This window comes from Pseudomonas sp. GZJR-8, assembly GCF_002916705.1.
Classification (GTDB): Bacteria; Pseudomonadota; Gammaproteobacteria; order Pseudomonadales; family Pseudomonadaceae; genus Aquipseudomonas; species Aquipseudomonas synxantha_A.
Window position 1 is genome coordinate 523,911 of the sequence record NZ_JXSI01000003.1, and the last position, 16,930, is coordinate 540,840.

A 16,930-nucleotide genomic window follows, 5' to 3' on the forward strand; every position below is an offset into this window, starting at 1 on the left:
GCAGGCACCTCGGTGTATCAGCCACACCACGGTGATGCTATCGCAGGCAAGCCAGCTCCCACACAAGCCCAGTTCCTACAGAAAGTCAGGCCCCTACAGTTACTTTGGCTTACTGCGCCGTGTAGATCTGGTCGAACACGCCACCGTCGTTAAAGAATTTCGGTTGGGCAGTTTTCCAGCCGCCGAAATCTTTGTCGATAGTCACCAGGTCCAGTTTCGGGAACTGCTGGGCGTATTTGGCGGCTACTTTTGCATCGCGTGGGCGGTAGAAGTTTTTCGCCGCAATCTCCTGGCCGGCCGGGCTGTACAGGTGTTTGAGGTATTCGGTGGCGATCTCGGTATTGCCTTTTTTCTCGGCGTTCTTGTCGACCACAGCCACCGGCGGCTCCGCCAGGATCGACAGGGACGGCACGACAATGTCGAACTTGTCGGCGCCGCCGTCTTCTTTCAAGGCCAGGAACGCCTCGTTTTCCCAGGCCAGCAATACGTCACCCTGACCGTTGTTGACGAAGGTAATGGTAGAACCCCGGGCGCCGGTGTCCAGTACCGGGACGTGCTTGAACAGCTCTTTCACGTACTCCTGGGCCTTGGCTTCGCTGCCTCCGGCCTTGAGGCCATAGGCCCAGGCAGCAAGGAAGTTCCAGCGCGCCCCGCCGGAGGTTTTCGGGTTGGGCGTGATCACCGACACGTCTTTCTTGATCAGGTCGCCCCAATCCTTGATGCCTTTAGGGTTGCCCTTGCGCACCAGGAACACGATGGTCGAGGTGTACGGGGTGCTGGCGTCCGGCAGACGCGTCTGCCAGTTTTCCGGCAGGGTCTTGCCCAGCTTGGCGACTTCATCGATGTCACCGGCCAGGGCCAGGGTCACCACGTCGGCGCGCAGGCCGTCGATCACTGCTCGTGCCTGCTTGCCCGAGCCGCCGTGGGACTGCTGGATCTTGACGTTGTCGCCGGGGTGAGACTGCTTCCAGAAGTTGGTGAACTCTGCGTTGTAGTCCTGGTACAGCTCACGGGTCGGGTCGTACGAGACATTGAGCAACTCGTAGTCCTTGGCAACAGCGGAACCGGCAAACACGGCACTGGCCAGCGCGGCCAAGGCATAACGGCGAATCGACGACATAGAAGCTCCTGAAATTCTTGAGTGTTGGCTTTTCTTATTAGTTGCGGGTCTATCGCCGTTCTTGCTCAGCTCGGTTTGTTACCCGGGTTCTGCAGGCGGAATTTTTCCTTGCGCTCGATCTGTACCACTTGGGCGTTGTGCACAGTGATTTCCACCGCGCCAAAGCGCAGATCGCGCAAGGCGCTCTGGATCTCACGCAAAATGGCTGCTTCGTCCTGGCCGTCGACGCTACGTAGAGATGCGCTCATGGTCTCGCTCCTGAAATGAATAGTGCCTGGCAGTGACGACACTGCTTGCGGCGTGAGGGCGATAGTAGATAAGCGTGGATATTCTTAAAAATACTATTTAAGAATGTTTATATAACCAGAAAGAATTTTCTGATAGGGCGCGGGGTTGCGTGTGGATTTTCTGCTCAGATGCTGAAGTTAAGGCCTGATGTGATCCAAATGTGGGAGGGTCGGGGCGGTCGCACCGCCCCTCCCACAGTTTGACCGTGTTTCAAGGTCGGATGGCGGGGGCTCGTGACCAATCAATCTCCTGGGCCGGCATCGGTCGTCCAAACCAATACCCCTGGCCCATATCGCACTCCTGACCCAACAGGAACCGCGCCTGTTCCACCTGCTCGATTCCTTCGGCATGTACCTGCATCCCCATGCTTTTGGCCAGGGCGATGACCACACGTACGATCGCGGCGTCGTCTTCGTCCCACGGCAGACCGGCGACGAAGCCTTGGTCGATCTTCAGCTTCTGCACCGGCAGGCGCTTGAGGCGCAACAGCGAAGAGTAGCCGGTGCCGAAATCGTCGATGGCCAGGCGCAAGCCCAGTTCGCGCAGACGGTGCAGTTGCTCCAGAGCCACTTCGGGGTCGTCCATCACTGCGCTTTCGGTGACTTCCAGCTCAAGAAACGCCGGGTCCAGGCCCGTGTCGTGCAGCACCTGAGCCACTTGTTCATAGAGTTCACGCCGGGCAAACAGGCGGCTGGAGACGTTGACGGCGATAAAGCCCAACGGCGCGCCGTCCGCCAGCCATTGGCACATCTGCCGGCACGCCTGGTCCATCACCCACGCGTCGATATCGGCAATCAACCCGGTGCGTTCGGCGATGGGGATGAATTCGCCAGGGGGCACCAGGCCGCGCTCCGGATGCTGCCAGCGCACCAGCGCTTCAACGCCCACCAAACGGCTGTCGGGCAGGTTATGCACCGGCTGGTAGTAGACGCGCAGTTCCTGCTGGTCGAGGGCACGGCGCAGTTCGCTGGCGATCTCCACGCGATTTTGCGCGTGAGCGGTCAGCTCTTCGGTGTACAGGGCATAGCCCTCGCGGCCGACGCTTTTGGCCTTGAACAACGCGGAGTCGGCGTTGCGCAGCAATTGCTCGGCGCTCAAGGCATCGCTGGGGAACAGGCTGATGCCAATACTGGCGCTGATAAACAATTGATTACCGTCAAAAACAAACGGGTCTTTCATGGCATTGAGCATGCGCTGCGCCAAGGCAGCGGCCTGGATCACCTGTGGACAACTTTCCGCCAGCACAGCGAACTCGTCGCCGCCCAGCCGCGCGAGTGTGACCCCAGGCCCGAACAGGCCCTTGAGACGGTCAGCCACCAGCTTGAGCAACTGGTCTCCAACATTGTGGCCAAGGCTGTCATTGATGATCTTGAAGTGGTCCAGGTCCATTAACAGCAGGGCACAGCCACGCTTGTGCACTTGCGCCGAGGCCAGGGCCTGCTCGGTACGATCGGTGAATAAAAGGCGGTTGGGCAGGTCGGTGAGCGGGTCGTGATGGGCCAGGTGCGCCAGTTCGTGTTCGGAGTCCTTGATGGCGCTGATGTCCGAGAACACCGCGACGTAATGGCTGATATGGCCCCGCTCATCGCGAATCACACGGATGGTTTGCCACTGTGGATACACCTCGCCGCTTTTGCGGCGGTTCCAGATTTCGCCGCTCCATTCGCCTTCACGTTCCAGGGTCTGAAACATCTGTTGATAGAAAGCTGACGAATGGCGCCCGGACTTGAACAGGCTGGGCGGCTGGCCCATGACGTCTTCGCGGCGGTAGCCGGTAATCTCCATGAATGCCCGGTTGACGTGCACGATCAGGCCCTGGGCATCGGTGACCAACACACCTTCGCGGGTGCAATCGAACACGGCGGCCGCCTGTTGCAGGCGTACGCGGTTTTCTTGCAGGGGCAGCTGCAGTTGGTGGGCGCGGGCGAAACGTACGCCCATCAGGTATATAGCCAGCGCACTCAGGGCTACCCAGACGTAGCCGCGAAGTTGCAGCCAATGCGCCAGCGCCCCCGGTTCATCGATAAAGTTGATCAATAATTGGTGGCTGAGTCTGAGCCATACGACGGAAATCAACAGGTATACCAGCCCCGCACGTAGGGCTCCTCGGTATGAAAACAGCATATGGTCAGTAATCCTTACCAAAAAAAACAGAATCGCCCTACGAAGGCTGGGGATTATAGAATAAGAAACATCCAGTCACTCCTATCTGAAAGAGCGGCTGGTTTTCTCTGTAGGCTTAGTGATAATGCGTGAGCTGTTCTTTTCTTTATCTGAGGGCCATACAGCCTATGTGGTACAACGGTTTTCTTGACCTGTCAGCCTGGCAACTGGTGGCAGTCACGCTGTTGATGACCCACGTGACCATTATTGGGGTCACTGTCTATCTGCACCGTTATTCGGCCCATCGCTCGCTTGAGCTCAATGCCGGCCTGAAACACTTCTTCCGCTTCTGGCTGTGGCTGACCACGGCGCAGAACACCCGCGAGTGGACCGCCATCCACCGCAAGCACCACGCCAAATGCGAAACCGTCGATGACCCGCACAGCCCGGTGATCAAGGGCCTGTCCACGGTGCTGCGCAAAGGCGCCGAGCTGTACCGTGCCGAGGCGGAAAACCCCGAGACCCTGCGCATCTACGGCAAGAACTGCCCGGACGACTGGATCGAACGCAAGCTCTACACGCGTTACCCGCTGTTGGGCGTGGCGCTCATGGGCGTGATCGACCTGCTGCTGTTCGGCACCATCGGTATCACCATCTGGGCGATCCAGATGATGTGGATTCCGTTCTGGGCCGCCGGCGTGATCAATGGCCTGGGTCATGCCGTGGGCTATCGCAACTTCGAATGCCGTGACGCCGCCACCAACCTGGTGCCGTGGGGCATCATCGTCGGCGGCGAAGAGCTGCATAACAACCACCACACCTACCCCAACTCGGCCAAGCTGTCGGTGAAGAAGTGGGAGTTCGACCTGGGCTGGGCCTGGATCAAGGTGTTCAGCTTCCTGCGCCTGGCCAAGGTGCAGCGTGTTGCCCCCATCGCCCACCGCGTCGAAGGCAAGGGCAGCCTGGACATGGACACCGCCATGGCGATCCTCAACAACCGCTTCCAGATCATGGCCCAATACCGCAAGTTGGTGATCGGCCCGCTGGTCAAGCAGGAGCTGGAGAAGGTCGATCACTCGGTACGTCACCAGTTCCACCGTGCCAAGCGCCTGTTGTCACGGGAAACCAGCTTGCTGGATGACCGTCACCACTTGCGCATCCAAAGCATGTTGGAGCACAGCCATGCGCTGACCGTGATCTATGAGAAGCGTCTGGCGCTCCAGCAGATCTGGCTCAAGACCAGCACCAATGGCCACGATATGCTGGCCGCGATCAAGGAATGGGTGCACGAAGCCGAGGCCAGCGGCATTCAATCCCTGCGCGACTTTGCCCACCAGTTGAAGACCTACTCGCTGCGCCCTGCGGCGGTCTGACGGTACTTTGGGAGGGCTTGCCCTCCCACACACTGGCTTTTTGGCGCCATTTTCCGGGCACCGTCAATCCATGCCGATCACGGAACTTCACTGCAAATCCCCTCTCTCAAAGAACACTTCGCCATCATGGTGACCCCTTGTAGTGACCGCTGCTCCATCCTGCGGCGCGCCCAGAGAGAGTTGTACCGATGGTTCACGAAAAGCCCTGCCTGCCCGATGTGCCCACTGCCGAGCCGCCGCGTCCAGCTGCGGCGGCGACCCTGTTGGCGCTGATGCATGCCCAGGGCGAAGTGGAGCGGCTGAGTGAGCGCGAGCAATTGCTCAGTTCGCTGTTGGTCAGCGTGAACGCCGTGCTCTGGGCCATCGATTGGGCAACCCGTCGCGTGCTGTATGTGAGCCCAGCCTACGAGCGCATATTCGGTCGTTCGGCCGGTTTGCTGTTGGCCGACCACCGCGAATGGCGCAACAGTGTTCACCCCGAAGACCTCGATTACGCCGAACACAGCCTGGCCCGCGTGCTGGAACAAGGCGCCGTGGAAGACCGCGAGTACCGCATCATCACCGCCGACGGGCAAATCCGCTGGCTGAGTGACAAGTGCTACATCAACCAGCAGGTGGTGCCCGGTGAACCGCTGATTGTGGTTGGCATGGCCGAAGACATCACCGAAAAGAAGCTGCTGGAGCTGGAACTGCAACGTCTGGCCACCACCGACGTGCTGACCCAAAGCAGCAACCGCCGGTATTTTTTCGAATGCGCCAACCAGGCGTTCGACAACGCCTGCGTTCAGGGCACACCGCTGGCGTTCCTGTTGCTGGACATCGATGACTTCAAGGACGTCAACGACACCTACGGCCACCTGGAGGGCGATCAGGTGCTGCGGCGCATCGCTGAGAGTGGTCGGGGGGTATTGCGCCGTGGCGACCTGTTCGGGCGCATTGGCGGCGAAGAATTCGCCGCTGTGCTGCCCGGTTGCGCGCCAGAAATGGCCCTGCAAGTAGCCGAACGGCTGGGCAAGGAGATCCAGGCCTTGTTGTTCAGCTATGAAGGGCGCGAGTTCAGCGTGACCGTCAGCCAGGGCCTGGCCAGCTTGCGTGAAGATGACTCCACCCTCGACAGCCTGTTCGCCCGGGCGGATGCAGCGATGTATGAGGCAAAACGCCAAGGCAAGAACCGCGTTATAGCCGGTTAATACCGATCAACTGTGGAAGCTGGCTTGCCTGCGATGGCGTCTTGGCTGACCCACCGCTATCGCAGGCAAGCCAGCTCCCACAATTGATCGGTGTGTGTTTCAGGTTTTGCGTACTCGCGTCAGTTCGGACAAGCCCACCTTGAGCAACCGCGCCGTCTTGCTGCCGGCCAGCTCTTGCAGCCCTTCGTGCTCGGTCAACCGCGCCATCTGCGTCGCCAGGTTCACCACCAAGGCTTCGCGTGAATACACACCGCCTTCCAGTGAATAGGTGGCCGCGATCAATTGGCGCAACTCCAACGGCAAGCGCCAGCGAGTGCGCAACGCCGAACCGTAGGCGGCGCCGAAGTTGTCGAGGGATTCGCCGATCGCTTCGTCATCCAGGGCGCCGCCACCCTGACGCCAGTCTTCCAGGCAGCGCAACAAGGCCAGGTCGCCCAACCGATGCAGGATGCAGGCGCTGTAGCAGCGCTGGTGATCCAGTTCCAACATGCGTGCCAGGCGCCGGGCGTACTCGGCGCTGTCCTCGGACAACTGCCAGTGCCGCTCGGCGTAGGCCACCAGCCCAGGGTCACCCAGCACCACGTTGTGCTTGAGCGCAAGGCCCAGGATGAGGTTCATGCTTTGCCCGGGGACCAGCTTGTTCAGGGCTGCGTGCAGGGTCTGCACCGGCGTGCCGTGATACCCGGCACTGTTGGCGGCAGCGATCAGCACAGCGGTGATTTGCGGGTCCATGCGCACCTGATCTTCAAGCTGCTGCAGGTCCACGCCCTCGGGGCCCAGGCTGCGATGCACCGCCGCTTTCACGTCCACACGCAACGGTGCGCCATCGCAGACCTCTCGGCGCTGCTCCAGGAATGCTGGCAAGGTCATTCCCGGTGCCAGCGCCGGGATCTCGCAATACACGCTTTCGCCTTCGTTAAGCAGCAGGTCTTGCAGGCGCTGGGTCAGGCTCTCCATGTTCAGCGGGCGGGTCAGGTAGGCCGTGGGCGCCAGGGGCAAGGCTTCGCATACGCTGGCGCTGTCGTTGCGACTGCTCAGCAGAATAAATGGCAATGCGGGGGAGCGGCGCTGCTGGCGCACACTGCGCAGCAGGCTCAGGCCATCGACGCCTGCAAGCTCCCAATCCGCCAGGATCAGGTCATAGCTTTTCTCACGCAACAGCGCAGCAGCGTGGTCACCATCTGCGCACACATCCAGCCGCGCGTCACAACGCACATTCAACAACACTTGCTTGAGCAGGTCCCGCGACCAGGGGTCCGCCTCGGCAATCAACACTCGGGGTACAGCAGGTAAATCAACAGCAGTCATCCAGCACGCTCCATCGACAATGCTTGCACCTTAGACAATGCCGCCGCGTGCGTAAAATGAAGCAGGCACAAAAAAACCGCCGAAGCGGTTTTTTTGCTTTTCGTAGAAGCGGGGCGCGTCAGAGTTCGGAGAAACACTCTTCGATAATCGCCAGGCCCTTGTCCAACTGCTCGTCCGGCGAGGTCAGCGGCACCAGTACGCGCAACACGTTGCCGTAAGTACCACAGGACAGCAGGATCAGGCCCTTGTCACGCGCCTTGGCCACCACGGAGGCAACTGCAGCAGCGTTTGGCTTGTGGGTGTCGCCGTCTTCGAACAGCTCGACCGCGATCATCGCGCCCAGGGCACGCACTTCGCCGATCACCGGGTACTTGGCCTGGATGGCCTTGAGGCCGGTCACCAGGCGCTCGCCGACAGCCTTGCAGCGGTCCAGCAGGTGCTCTTCTTCGAACACTTCCATCACCGCAAGGGCTGCCGCACAGGCGATCGGGCTACCGGCATAGGTACCGCCCAGGCCGCCTGGGGCGATGGCGTCCATGTATTCGGCCTTGCCGCACACACCGGCCAGCGGGAAGCCGCCAGCGATGGATTTGGCGAAGGTGGTCAGGTCGGCGGCAACGCCCATCTGTTCCATGGCGAAGAAGGTACCGGTACGCCCGGCACCGGTTTGCACTTCGTCGGCGATCAGCAGGATGCCGTGCTTGTCGCACAGTTCGCGCAGGCGCTGCATGAAGGCTTTCGGCGCGACGTAGAAACCGCCTTCGCCCTGTACCGGTTCGATGATGATTGCAGCGATATCACGTGGCTCGGCATCGTTCTTGAAGATGCGTTCGATGCTGGCGATCGAGTCATCGACGCTCACACCGTGCAGTTCGTTCGGATACAGCGCACGGAACACGCCACCTGGCATCAGGCCCATGCCGGCCGAGTAAGGCACGACCTTGCCGGTCAGGCCGAGGGTCATCATGGTGCGGCCGTGGTAAGCGCCCGTGAAAGCGATCACACCAGCACGGCCCGTGGCGGCGCGGGCGATCTTCACCGCGTTTTCCACCGCTTCGGAACCGGTGGTGACCAGCAGGGTTTTCTTGGCGAAATCACCCGGCACCTTGGCGGCGACTTTTTCGCACACCTCTACGTAGGGCTCGTAGGCCAATACCTGGAAGCAGGTGTGGGTCAGCTTGTTCAACTGCTCGGTCACGGCCGCGATGATTTTGGGGTGCACGTGGCCGGTGTTCAGCACGGCGATACCGCCGGCGAAGTCGATGAACTCGCGACCTTCAACGTCGGTCACGGTGGCGTTCTTCGCCGAGTCGGCGAAGATCGGGTGAATCTGGCCAACACCGCGCGGTACAGCGGCTTCGCGGCGTTTCATCAGGGAAGCGTTGGTCTTGCTCATAAAGTCCTCATTCGCCACTCATCGGGTGGCGTGGTCCAAGGCATACGTGGCGGGGAGGCAACTACGGCAGCATTCGATGATCGACTGCCCCAGCTTTCCCGGCCACTACGAATTACGATGTGAAACACGCAAAGGGACAGCGCTCTCGTGCCCTCTGCGTTTACTGCAATCCCGCGCCTTAGATACCCAGGCAGAGGTATTTGATTTCCAGGTAATCCTCGATCCCGTACTTGGAGCCTTCACGGCCCAGGCCCGACGCCTTGATGCCGCCGAACGGCGCCACTTCGTTGGAGATCAACCCGGTGTTGACGCCGACCATACCGTACTCCAGGGCCTCGGCCACACGGAACACACGGCCCAGGTCACGGGCGTAGAAGTAAGAGGCCAGGCCGAACTCGGTGTCGTTGGCCATCGCGATAACGTCGGCTTCATCTTTGAAGCGGAACAGCGGCGCCAGCGGGCCGAAGGTTTCTTCCTTGGCCACGGCGGCGTCTTTGGAGACGTTGGTGAGGATGGTCGGCTCAAAGAAGTTGCCTTCCATCGCCTTGCCACCGGCCAGCAGCGTGGCGCCTTTGCTCAGGGCATCAGCGATATGTTCCTGAACCTTGGCCACGGCTTTTTCGTCGATCAGCGGGCCCGTGGTGGTGCCTTCTTCCAGACCGTTACCGATCTTCAATTTGGTCACCGCCACCTTGAGCTTTTCAGCGAAGGCGTCGTACACCGAATCCTGAATGTACAGGCGGTTGGCGCACACGCAGGTCTGGCCGTTGTTGCGGTACTTGGAGATGATCGCGCCTTCGACGGCCTTATCCAGGTCGGCGTCGTCGAACACGATGAACGGTGCGTTACCGCCCAACTCCAGGGAGACTTTCTTGATGTCCTTGGCGCATTCGGCCATCAACTGGCGACCAATTTCGGTCGAGCCGGTGAAGGACAATTTACGCACGATCGGGTTGCTGGTCAGTTCGCCGCCGATGTCGCCGGCGCTGCCGGTGACCACGCTGAGCACGCCTTTGGGGATACCGGCGCGGTGCGCCAGCTCAACCAGGGCCAGGGCCGAGAACGGCGTTTGCGAGGCCGGCTTGATCACCATGGTGCAACCGGCGGCCAGGGCCGGGCCGGCTTTGCGGGTGATCATCGCCGCAGGGAAGTTCCACGGAGTGATGGCTGCGGTCACGCCGATAGGCTGCTTGATCACGATCAGGCGCTTGTCGGGCTGGTGGCCGGGGATCACGTCACCGTAGATGCGCTTGGCTTCTTCGGCGAACCACTCGATAAAGGAGGCGGCGTAGACGATTTCGCCCTTGGCTTCGGCCAGTGGCTTGCCTTGTTCGAGGGTCATCAGGCGGCCGAGGTCGTCCTGGTTTTCGATCAACAGTTCAAACCAGCGGCGCAGCTTGTTGGCGCGCTCCTTGGCGGTGAGTGCACGCCAGGCCGGCAGCGCCTTGTCGGCGGCTTCGATGGCACGGCGGGTTTCCGCGGCGCCCATCTTCGGCACGGTGCCGAGAATCTCGCCCGTGGCGGGGTTGTTGACCTTGATGGTCTGACCGTTGTCCGCATCGACCCAAGCGCCATCGATAAAGGCTTGCTGGCGGAACAATTGGGTATCTTTGAGCTGCATGTCGGCTTTCCTTAACAGCACCGCGCGCACGCGGAGCGAATTAGAGTTGTTGAAAGGCGCCTTGTGGGCTGCCGTCAGGGAAATCAGCCCCAGCGCGCAGAAGAAATAAAAGTGCGCACGGGAGACAGAGCGTTTGAAATCTCAAACGAATCCTAGGATCAATGGGGGTACAGGGCAATAGGATGTTCGAAAAAAAGAACGAATATGGCGCATCCAGCTCATCTTTCAGATCAAGCGCACACACGACAACAGCCCCGGAGCCTTGTGGGCGCCGGGGCCGTTGGGGACCTCGCAGCTTAAGGTTGGAACGACTTGAGCACGGCCAGCAGGCTGGTCAAGTTGTCGGCCACGCCGCCCTGGGCGACTTTTTCGGTGGCCGCGGCGCCAGCGGTGGTGTCGACACTGTAGATCTGCATCACGCCCTGGTTGGTGGCCGCCTGGGCCAGGGTGTTTTGTTGCTGTTGGGCCGAGACCGAGTTCTGGAACAGGATCGCCGTGGCCTGGCCCATGGATTGGTAGATGGTGCTCATGGCCATCGCGGGTGATTCGGCAACCACCTTGACGTTGGTCTGGGTGACGGCATCGGTGATTTGCGGGCTGACTGTACTCATGGTTGAAACTCCTGGGTTGAGAAAGAACAACATCCGTTATCGCTCAGTGCTTAAGGCTGGAAAGACTTGAGCACGGTCAACAGGCTGGTGAGGTTATCCGACACGCCGCCCTGGGCGACTTTCTCGGTGGCCGCCGCACCTGCGGTGGTATCGACGCTGTAGATCTGCATCACGCCCTGGTTGGTGGCCGCCTGAGCCAGGGTGTTTTGCTGCTGTTGGGCCGACACGGCGTTCTGGAACAGAATCGCCGTGGCCTGCGCCATGGATTGATAGATGGTGCTCATCGCCATCGCTGGCGATTCGGCCACCACTTTGACGTTGGTCTGGGTGACCGCGTCGGTAATTTGCTCGTTAACAAATGCCATGATCAATTTCCTTATTTAGTACACGGTGCATTCCGTGTTCATCAATGAACGTTGCCAAACAAGGGCTGTGAAACCTGTGGCTTCAGGATTTCGCAGGTCCGGCCCGGGCGGCCTCGATCCGTGCGATCAACTGCTGGATCTCCTTGTTCACTTCACGCTTGAGATCCAACTGCTCGACGCTTTGATCGGGCGCGCCACTCAGCGCTTGGCGTACCGCCGCCTCGCTCTGCTGGGCGGCCTGGCGAATGGCCTGCTCGTTGATCTTCGATTGTTCAAGCACTTGCACCGCGCGTTTGAGGCTCTCGTCAACGATGGCTCGCGGCGCACCCTCGAACATCTGCGGGCTGCGCAGCATCGCCTCAAGCCGCTGGCGATCAGCGCTGGATAGAACCGGTGGCTGCATGTGAACCTCCTGCGGCACTGGCTGGACGGCAACAGCGCCGCTAAAGCCGCACCTCAACGTTGTCCTGCCAGAACCCGGCAAAGTAAAAGTGCGGCGAGGAATCACAGAAGGTCGCCAACTCCGCAGGCGTTATGGCGCTAGGCTGGTTGGGGAAAATGGCAGGCGGAGGCGGCAGCAGATTGGCCTCGTTGTAGAGGTTGCCGACTTCATAGCAGTTGGCCGCGAACTGCGAACAAAAGGACCCGCTGCCGATGTCGATGGACTCGTTGATCCGCGTCACCAGGCTGGTATCGGAAGTCCAGCGCCGGAACGCTGAAATCATCGCGTTCCACACGCTGTAGCGGCCCCGAATATCACCGCCGATCTTGTCGAAGTAGAACTGCTTGGCAGCTACCGTCGCCGCCTCGCCCAGTTCGGTATCCACGCAGGAAAACACCATCGCCGAGCGCGGCGGTTTTTCCAGGCTCAGGTCGGTCAGGGCCAGGCCACTGCCGACACTTTCGATCACCATCGTGTCGCTTACCGCAATCGCCGGGTGAACCACATTCAGGTAGGTCGTGTCCTGCGAGAACACCTTGGCCTTGACCAGTTGACCGGCTTTGATAAACGCCCGCGTAGCGCTGTCGTCATCTTGTTTGACAGAAAAAATAATATCTCCAGGCTGCATGATGTCGCTCCTCACTCAAGAAAAGTTGCTTTCAAGTTGCTGTTGCACCGCTCCAGCCGAACGCTGGAGCGCTGTGCTGGGTTCAGGCCGCTGGCGCGGCCCGGTTGGCCAGGGTGCTCGCGTACTTGGCGATGCTCTGGTCGATCTTGTCGATGGCCACGCTGGCGGCTTCGGCTTCCATCGCACCGGCGGCGGCGGCCACGGCGGCAGCGGCGCCCACCAGCAGGTCGGTGGCCAAGGCGCCCAAGGCGTCTTCGGCAGCGCCTGGCAGGTTGTCGTTGACGATGTTCTCGGTCATTTGCTGGAGCAGCACGGCCTGGGCCGCCAACGCGATCTTGCTGACCCCGTCGAAGTACCCCGCCGCCGCCTGCGCCACCAGCCCGGCCGCCTGGCTGATCATCATGTCGGCCGGCACCGCGATCTGCGCCGGGGCATAGGCAAAGTTCTGCGCGTTGGTGAACTGCACCGCCTGCACGATCTGGCTATTGAGCGCCGCCGTGCTATCGGGCGACGGCGTGCTTACCTGGTTGAGCAGGTGCTCGTTCATGCGCGCCATGATCGAGCGCGAGGCCGGTGCAGCGGGCGCTGGCGGCGGCGGGTCGGCGGCGGGCGTTGCTTGGGAGGCGGCGGGTTTCTTTCTGCTGAACCACGACATAATCAATCTCCCGAGGCCTCAGCCCTTCTCGCCAATCTGCATGATCAGCGCCACGGCCTTGGAGATCACCGCGTTGGAAATCTGATTCATCGCCTGCTGGCTGTTGACCGCGTTCTGCAACGAAAGGCCCGCCGCACTGCTGGCCACCTGGTACAGCGACGCGATGGCCTGGGCCGGCGCCTCGGCCACCACCTTGACGTTGGTTTGAGTGACCGCGTCGGTGATCTGGCTGTTGACCTCTGTCATACATCTCTCCTTGATGGCATTCACCCAGGTTTGGGTGTGGATAGCGGCGGCGTGCTGCGCTCATATCACTAGAACGCCCCACGCCAACGTCTGTGAATCACCTTCAGCGCAAAGCACTGCGCAGCAGTTGCACACGCTTGCGCACCAGCGGTAGCTTCACGTGTAACTCGGCGGCGATTTGCGGGTAAGGCAGGTCGTCGACAAAACGCATCTCGAACAAACGCTGCTGCAACAGCGGTAACCGTGCGACGTGCGCCTCGATCTGCTCCAGGCGCTCATAACATTCCACCCGCTCCAGCACCGAAGCGCAGGGCGCGGCGAGCGCGGCCAAGTGATCGTGTTCAAGATCCACCGAATCATCGAACAGCCGCCCCTCGCGCTTGCTGCGCCGCAAGCTGTCGAGAAACACATGATCGAGCACCAGAAACAGAAACCCCTCAGGGTCACGAATGCGCTCCGGCGAACGCCGAAAAAACAACAGGGCCTTGATCGCCGTGGCCGCCAACCATTCCTGGCCCTGATCCAGATTGCCCTTGGCCCGCCGCAACGCCCGGCGCTTTAGCTCGCCCTGCACAGCGCGCCAACTCGCTTCGAACAAACGGTCATCGGCGGCCCATTGATCCTTGAACTCAACAGTCATCCCCATCGCCAGCACTCCTGTGCATCCTTGATGAAGGGCCAGTCTGCGAGGGCTCGACGGGGGTACGCTGTTACCTGGGGAACACTGCGGCAACTAATTCAGCGCAAAAGCCTTGCGCCGCAACTGCTCAACATCGTTGATCACCATGCGCTCCAGATTGCCGCTGATCACGCCATTGCGACGCCACACTTGCAGCTGCACATTAAGCTTGGGGCGACTGGTATTCAGCATCGACGCCAACACCCCCTGGCTGGCGGGCAGCGACACACTGGGCAAGGCCAGCGCCAGGTCGATCTCGCCCAGATTGGCCAACAAAAACCGCGCCAACCGCGACTCCAGCCGATGCAGGCACACCAACTCCAGCAACTCGATGGCGTGCAGCAAACGCAGCATCATCAACATCAACAAACGCCGCAGAAACACCGGCTCCTCAAACAACACAGCAAAATGCCGACTGCCCAACTGCAACAAGCGCGTAGGGCCACTGGCAAAGGTGGAAGACTCGCGCCCATGATCCTTGATCAACGCCGTCTCCCCCACCACCTGCCCGGCCCCGGTACTGCCAATGATCTGCTCCCGACCATCGGGCCCATGCACCACCGAATAAATCCGACCCTCCACCACCAACGCAATAAATTCGAGTGTGTCGTCCTTGAAATACAACAGCTCACGATCATCCAGCACACGCTCCACCATATGGGTGGCAACGTAGCGCAAGAGATGCTCCGGCATACCTCGAAACAAATCGGAGCGAGCCAGCAGGGTTTGTCTGAGCGGGAGATCGAGCATCACGGTTCCTTTGGAATGCATGCGTTCACCTGGGGAATTGCGGCGTGGAAGCGGGTTAAAGCCACAAGAGCAAAGCAAACAAAGGGACGTGCGGCGCGGGGAGTTGTGAATGAGGGTGGCGATTAGCCATTTTTTGTCGGAAATGGACGACAGAGGGCGGGGGAAATGCCGGAATGGACGCATCAGGTCGACATGGGTATGATGTCGCCCGCACAAGCATCCGTAGCTCAGCTGGATAGAGTACTGCCCTCCGAAGGCAGGGGTCGTGGGTTCGAATCCCGCCGGGTGCACCAGATATGAATGAAAAAGCCTCAGGTCGGGAGATCTGGGGCTTTTTTGTGGGTTGGGAGGTGGTGTTGGGAGGGAGTTGAGCGGGGTTTCGGTTTGGGCTGTCTGGGATTGCCGCCCCCTTTTTCGTCGTGAAAATAAATCTGTCCCCTTTTTCCTTTTTCGCGGTCCCCTTTTTCGCGAAGCAACCGGCGAGGGTCGGCTGCTTCGGGCCAACCATCGGTCTAATCATGAATAAAACACCACAGAACAGTGCTCAGATGCCTGATTACCTAAAGGCCCGAAAGCTGCATTTGAACGGGATAATTCTCGGCATGGCTGGCATGAAAAAGCTCAACGCAAGGGCAAACACTGACACCAAAGTTGAGACGCTCACGATTGATGCAATCAAAGCAGAGCTTGATTTCATTGGCCTCCAACTCAAAAGAAAGAACGGATAATGAAGAAGCGGAAGCCTAAACAGCCTCCGCTTCGCTAGATCTTATCCTGACAAAACAAAGATTCAGACCTTATCGGCCTCTCATTTGTGACGGCCTTGAGCTTATGACCGCGTTCGGCCCATAGCAGTCGTTGGCACTTTGTAAGTGCTAGTGGAATGTAAAAGGCGAACTATAGACACGTCTATTAAGTAACTATGCCTGATAATTTTTACCGAAATAGGGCAGTAATACGTCGCGGCAATTCTTGGCATCAGAACTATGAGGCTCCGCTTGCAACCAAAAATTGACCTTCCCTAAAATAGAATCCAGGTAAAACGGATCTTTGATTTTTTCTTGTGATACATGAGAGAGAAAGCCATATCGCTCGATATAATGTACCGCCTGCCTTATGGAGCGCCGGAGCTCTCTAGTAATTCTGAGCGCATCGGCAGCGACTGATAGCCCCGTGACAATTTTCTTGTTTTTATTTATCATTAATTTAGTTTTTGTAGCATTCACTACAAGCCCGTAATCATTCACAATAGATTCTATAAGTGCGGGCATCTTATTCGAAATGTAGCCACCTGAAAAGGTCATATCATCAGCGTAACGGGTATATTTCAAGTTACTCTTGGATGCTAATTTAGTAAGTCGTTCGTCCAACCCATGCAGCAGAACATTCGTAAGGTAGGGGCTTGTAGACGCGCCCTGGACCAAGCAGCCATTGTTGCAACATAAAGACGCCAATGCGTATGACACGCCGTGCGAATAACCAAGCCCTGAGAAAAGATTTACTACCCAACCAATTCCTATTGATGGAAAAAAGTCCTTTAGATCCATCTTCAGCAAAACTTTGCAGTTAAGATGAGGGGTTGCGTTAGTGAAAATTGATCGTTTAGGAATGTAGCCGTGAGCGTTATCATGAACGGCGCAGTTGAGAAGAATATTTTGATAAATCCAATCCTGGCAATGAAGAAGACTGGGATAGGGGGCATGTATGGTACGATTACCACCTGCTCTTTTTTTAATAGTGAACTCCCTATAAAATTTAGGAGTTCCGTTTATCATTGCCTGGATAGTTAAATACTCTATCCCAAGCAAAAGGGACAAGTGCTCAACTTCAAAAACGATTGGAGAGTTAGATACTGTAAGTAACTTTATCTGATCAAGGTATTGATCTATTGTCTTTTGAGGAATTCCGCGACTTAAAAAAAGTGCTTCCATTCATTTATTTTTTTCATAAAAAGCCCACAGATGGCTACCTTCTAGACTTGCGCTCTAAACCGCGAGGCGTGCGGAAGTGGGCGAAGCCCGCTTTTGTGCGCCTTGCGGTTTGCGGAAACGCGAAGCGTTGTAGCATTGCAGCCACTGGTATGCTTCACCGCCAGTGGTTGCAATATCGGTTATCGGACACCTTAACCTAGGGAGCGACTGCACTCCAACGTACT

General features: G+C 58.9%; 18 protein-coding genes and 1 tRNA gene. 4 read left to right on the plus strand and 15 right to left on the minus strand.

The annotated features are described in order from the left end of the window. Positions 1-109: 109 nt before the first annotated feature. From TK42_RS08665 to dibA, 3 genes are all read right to left on the minus strand, one after another. Complete coding sequence (locus TK42_RS08665) at positions 110-1,120, minus strand: sulfate ABC transporter substrate-binding protein (RefSeq protein ID WP_005783707.1); 1,011 nt, start codon at positions 1,118-1,120, stop codon at positions 110-112. 65 nt (positions 1,121-1,185) lie between these two features. After that, positions 1,186-1,368 carry a sulfur starvation response protein OscA gene (gene oscA / locus TK42_RS08670; RefSeq protein ID WP_003170956.1) on the minus strand — a complete coding sequence of 61 codons (183 nt, stop codon included), beginning with the start codon at positions 1,366-1,368 and terminating at the stop codon, positions 1,186-1,188. Positions 1,369-1,618: 250 nt separating this feature from the next. Next, on the minus strand, positions 1,619-3,532 hold the full coding sequence (dibA, locus tag TK42_RS08675) for a phosphodiesterase DibA (protein WP_103734022.1): 1,914 nt from the start codon (positions 3,530-3,532) through the stop codon (positions 1,619-1,621). Positions 3,533-3,699: 167 nt separating this feature from the next. Between dibA and desA the strand changes: the two genes are divergently transcribed. Next, complete coding sequence (desA, locus tag TK42_RS08680) at positions 3,700-4,884, plus strand: delta-9 fatty acid desaturase DesA (protein ID WP_005783697.1); 1,185 nt, start codon at positions 3,700-3,702, stop codon at positions 4,882-4,884. 188 nt (positions 4,885-5,072) lie between these two features. Continuing rightward, complete coding sequence (locus tag TK42_RS08685) at positions 5,073-6,074, plus strand: sensor domain-containing diguanylate cyclase (protein WP_032878465.1); 1,002 nt, start codon at positions 5,073-5,075, stop codon at positions 6,072-6,074. Positions 6,075-6,173: 99 nt separating this feature from the next. Here the strand turns inward: TK42_RS08685 and TK42_RS08690 are convergent, their stop codons facing one another. The 11 genes from TK42_RS08690 to TK42_RS08740 all read right to left on the minus strand — a co-directional run bounded on the left by TK42_RS08690 (position 6,174) and on the right by TK42_RS08740 (position 14,796). Then, positions 6,174-7,382 carry an HDOD domain-containing protein gene (locus tag TK42_RS08690; RefSeq protein ID WP_103734023.1) on the minus strand — a complete coding sequence of 403 codons (1,209 nt, stop codon included), beginning with the start codon at positions 7,380-7,382 and terminating at the stop codon, positions 6,174-6,176. A gap of 118 nt (positions 7,383-7,500) precedes the next feature. Further along, a complete protein-coding gene (gene gabT, locus TK42_RS08695; RefSeq protein WP_005783681.1) occupies positions 7,501-8,778 on the minus strand; it encodes a 4-aminobutyrate--2-oxoglutarate transaminase in 1,278 nt (425 codons plus the stop codon). A gap of 178 nt (positions 8,779-8,956) precedes the next feature. After that, positions 8,957-10,399 (minus strand): NADP-dependent succinate-semialdehyde dehydrogenase, encoded by a 1,443-nt coding sequence (gene gabD / locus TK42_RS08700; RefSeq protein WP_032878469.1) that lies wholly within the window; start codon positions 10,397-10,399, stop codon positions 8,957-8,959. A gap of 296 nt (positions 10,400-10,695) precedes the next feature. Then, a complete protein-coding gene (locus tag TK42_RS08705; RefSeq protein WP_003187551.1) occupies positions 10,696-11,010 on the minus strand; it encodes a RebB family R body protein in 315 nt (104 codons plus the stop codon). A 50-nt stretch (positions 11,011-11,060) separates the two neighbouring features. Next, the gene (locus TK42_RS08710; protein ID WP_005783676.1) at positions 11,061-11,375 is read right to left on the minus strand and encodes a RebB family R body protein; all 315 of its coding nucleotides are present in this window, start codon (positions 11,373-11,375) and stop codon (positions 11,061-11,063) included. A gap of 82 nt (positions 11,376-11,457) precedes the next feature. Further along, complete coding sequence (locus TK42_RS08715) at positions 11,458-11,778, minus strand: hypothetical protein (protein WP_103734024.1); 321 nt, start codon at positions 11,776-11,778, stop codon at positions 11,458-11,460. Positions 11,779-11,818: 40 nt separating this feature from the next. After that, entirely contained in the window at positions 11,819-12,445 is a 627-nt protein-coding gene (locus tag TK42_RS08720) for a hypothetical protein (protein ID WP_003187547.1), read from the minus strand. A gap of 82 nt (positions 12,446-12,527) precedes the next feature. Then, positions 12,528-13,100, minus strand: a complete 573-nt coding sequence (locus TK42_RS08725) for a hypothetical protein (RefSeq protein ID WP_078819992.1) — start codon at positions 13,098-13,100, stop codon at positions 12,528-12,530. Between the two features lie 18 nt (positions 13,101-13,118). Next, the gene (locus tag TK42_RS08730; RefSeq protein ID WP_003187543.1) at positions 13,119-13,346 is read right to left on the minus strand and encodes a RebB family R body protein; all 228 of its coding nucleotides are present in this window, start codon (positions 13,344-13,346) and stop codon (positions 13,119-13,121) included. Between the two features lie 103 nt (positions 13,347-13,449). Further along, positions 13,450-13,992, minus strand: a complete 543-nt coding sequence (locus tag TK42_RS08735) for an RNA polymerase sigma factor (protein ID WP_177464436.1) — start codon at positions 13,990-13,992, stop codon at positions 13,450-13,452. Positions 13,993-14,079: 87 nt separating this feature from the next. Further along, positions 14,080-14,796, minus strand: a complete 717-nt coding sequence (locus TK42_RS08740; RefSeq protein ID WP_103734026.1) for a Crp/Fnr family transcriptional regulator — start codon at positions 14,794-14,796, stop codon at positions 14,080-14,082. Positions 14,797-14,991: 195 nt separating this feature from the next. Here TK42_RS08740 and TK42_RS08745 point away from each other — a divergent pair. Continuing rightward, a tRNA-Arg gene (locus TK42_RS08745) sits at positions 14,992-15,068 on the plus strand. Between the two features lie 225 nt (positions 15,069-15,293). Then, positions 15,294-15,503 carry a hypothetical protein gene (locus tag TK42_RS08750; RefSeq protein ID WP_256584539.1) on the plus strand — a complete coding sequence of 70 codons (210 nt, stop codon included), beginning with the start codon at positions 15,294-15,296 and terminating at the stop codon, positions 15,501-15,503. A 192-nt stretch (positions 15,504-15,695) separates the two neighbouring features. On the opposite strand, the gene TK42_RS08755 is transcribed toward TK42_RS08750, so the two are convergent. Further along, the gene (locus TK42_RS08755; RefSeq protein ID WP_103734028.1) at positions 15,696-16,706 is read right to left on the minus strand and encodes a reverse transcriptase family protein; all 1,011 of its coding nucleotides are present in this window, start codon (positions 16,704-16,706) and stop codon (positions 15,696-15,698) included. Positions 16,707-16,930 lie beyond the last annotated feature (224 nt).

Coding starts and splice junctions, on each gene's coding strand:
- TK42_RS08665 (WP_005783707.1), bottom strand. CDS start 1,120: ATGTCGTCGATTCGCCGTTATGCCTTGGCCGCGCTGGCCAGTGCCGTG.
- oscA (WP_003170956.1), bottom strand. CDS start 1,368: ATGAGCGCATCTCTACGTAGCGTCGACGGCCAGGACGAAGCAGCCATT.
- dibA (WP_103734022.1), bottom strand. CDS start 3,532: ATGCTGTTTTCATACCGAGGAGCCCTACGTGCGGGGCTGGTATACCTG.
- desA (WP_005783697.1), top strand. CDS start 3,700: ATGTGGTACAACGGTTTTCTTGACCTGTCAGCCTGGCAACTGGTGGCA.
- TK42_RS08685 (WP_032878465.1), top strand. CDS start 5,073: ATGGTTCACGAAAAGCCCTGCCTGCCCGATGTGCCCACTGCCGAGCCG.
- TK42_RS08690 (WP_103734023.1), bottom strand. CDS start 7,382: ATGACTGCTGTTGATTTACCTGCTGTACCCCGAGTGTTGATTGCCGAG.
- gabT (WP_005783681.1), bottom strand. CDS start 8,778: ATGAGCAAGACCAACGCTTCCCTGATGAAACGCCGCGAAGCCGCTGTA.
- gabD (WP_032878469.1), bottom strand. CDS start 10,399: ATGCAGCTCAAAGATACCCAATTGTTCCGCCAGCAAGCCTTTATCGAT.
- TK42_RS08705 (WP_003187551.1), bottom strand. CDS start 11,010: ATGAGTACAGTCAGCCCGCAAATCACCGATGCCGTCACCCAGACCAAC.
- TK42_RS08710 (WP_005783676.1), bottom strand. CDS start 11,375: ATGGCATTTGTTAACGAGCAAATTACCGACGCGGTCACCCAGACCAAC.
- TK42_RS08715 (WP_103734024.1), bottom strand. CDS start 11,778: ATGCAGCCACCGGTTCTATCCAGCGCTGATCGCCAGCGGCTTGAGGCG.
- TK42_RS08720 (WP_003187547.1), bottom strand. CDS start 12,445: ATGCAGCCTGGAGATATTATTTTTTCTGTCAAACAAGATGACGACAGC.
- TK42_RS08725 (WP_078819992.1), bottom strand. CDS start 13,100: ATGTCGTGGTTCAGCAGAAAGAAACCCGCCGCCTCCCAAGCAACGCCC.
- TK42_RS08730 (WP_003187543.1), bottom strand. CDS start 13,346: ATGACAGAGGTCAACAGCCAGATCACCGACGCGGTCACTCAAACCAAC.
- TK42_RS08735 (WP_177464436.1), bottom strand. CDS start 13,992: ATGGGGATGACTGTTGAGTTCAAGGATCAATGGGCCGCCGATGACCGT.
- TK42_RS08740 (WP_103734026.1), bottom strand. CDS start 14,796: ATGCATTCCAAAGGAACCGTGATGCTCGATCTCCCGCTCAGACAAACC.
- TK42_RS08750 (WP_256584539.1), top strand. CDS start 15,294: ATGAATAAAACACCACAGAACAGTGCTCAGATGCCTGATTACCTAAAG.
- TK42_RS08755 (WP_103734028.1), bottom strand. CDS start 16,706: ATGGAAGCACTTTTTTTAAGTCGCGGAATTCCTCAAAAGACAATAGAT.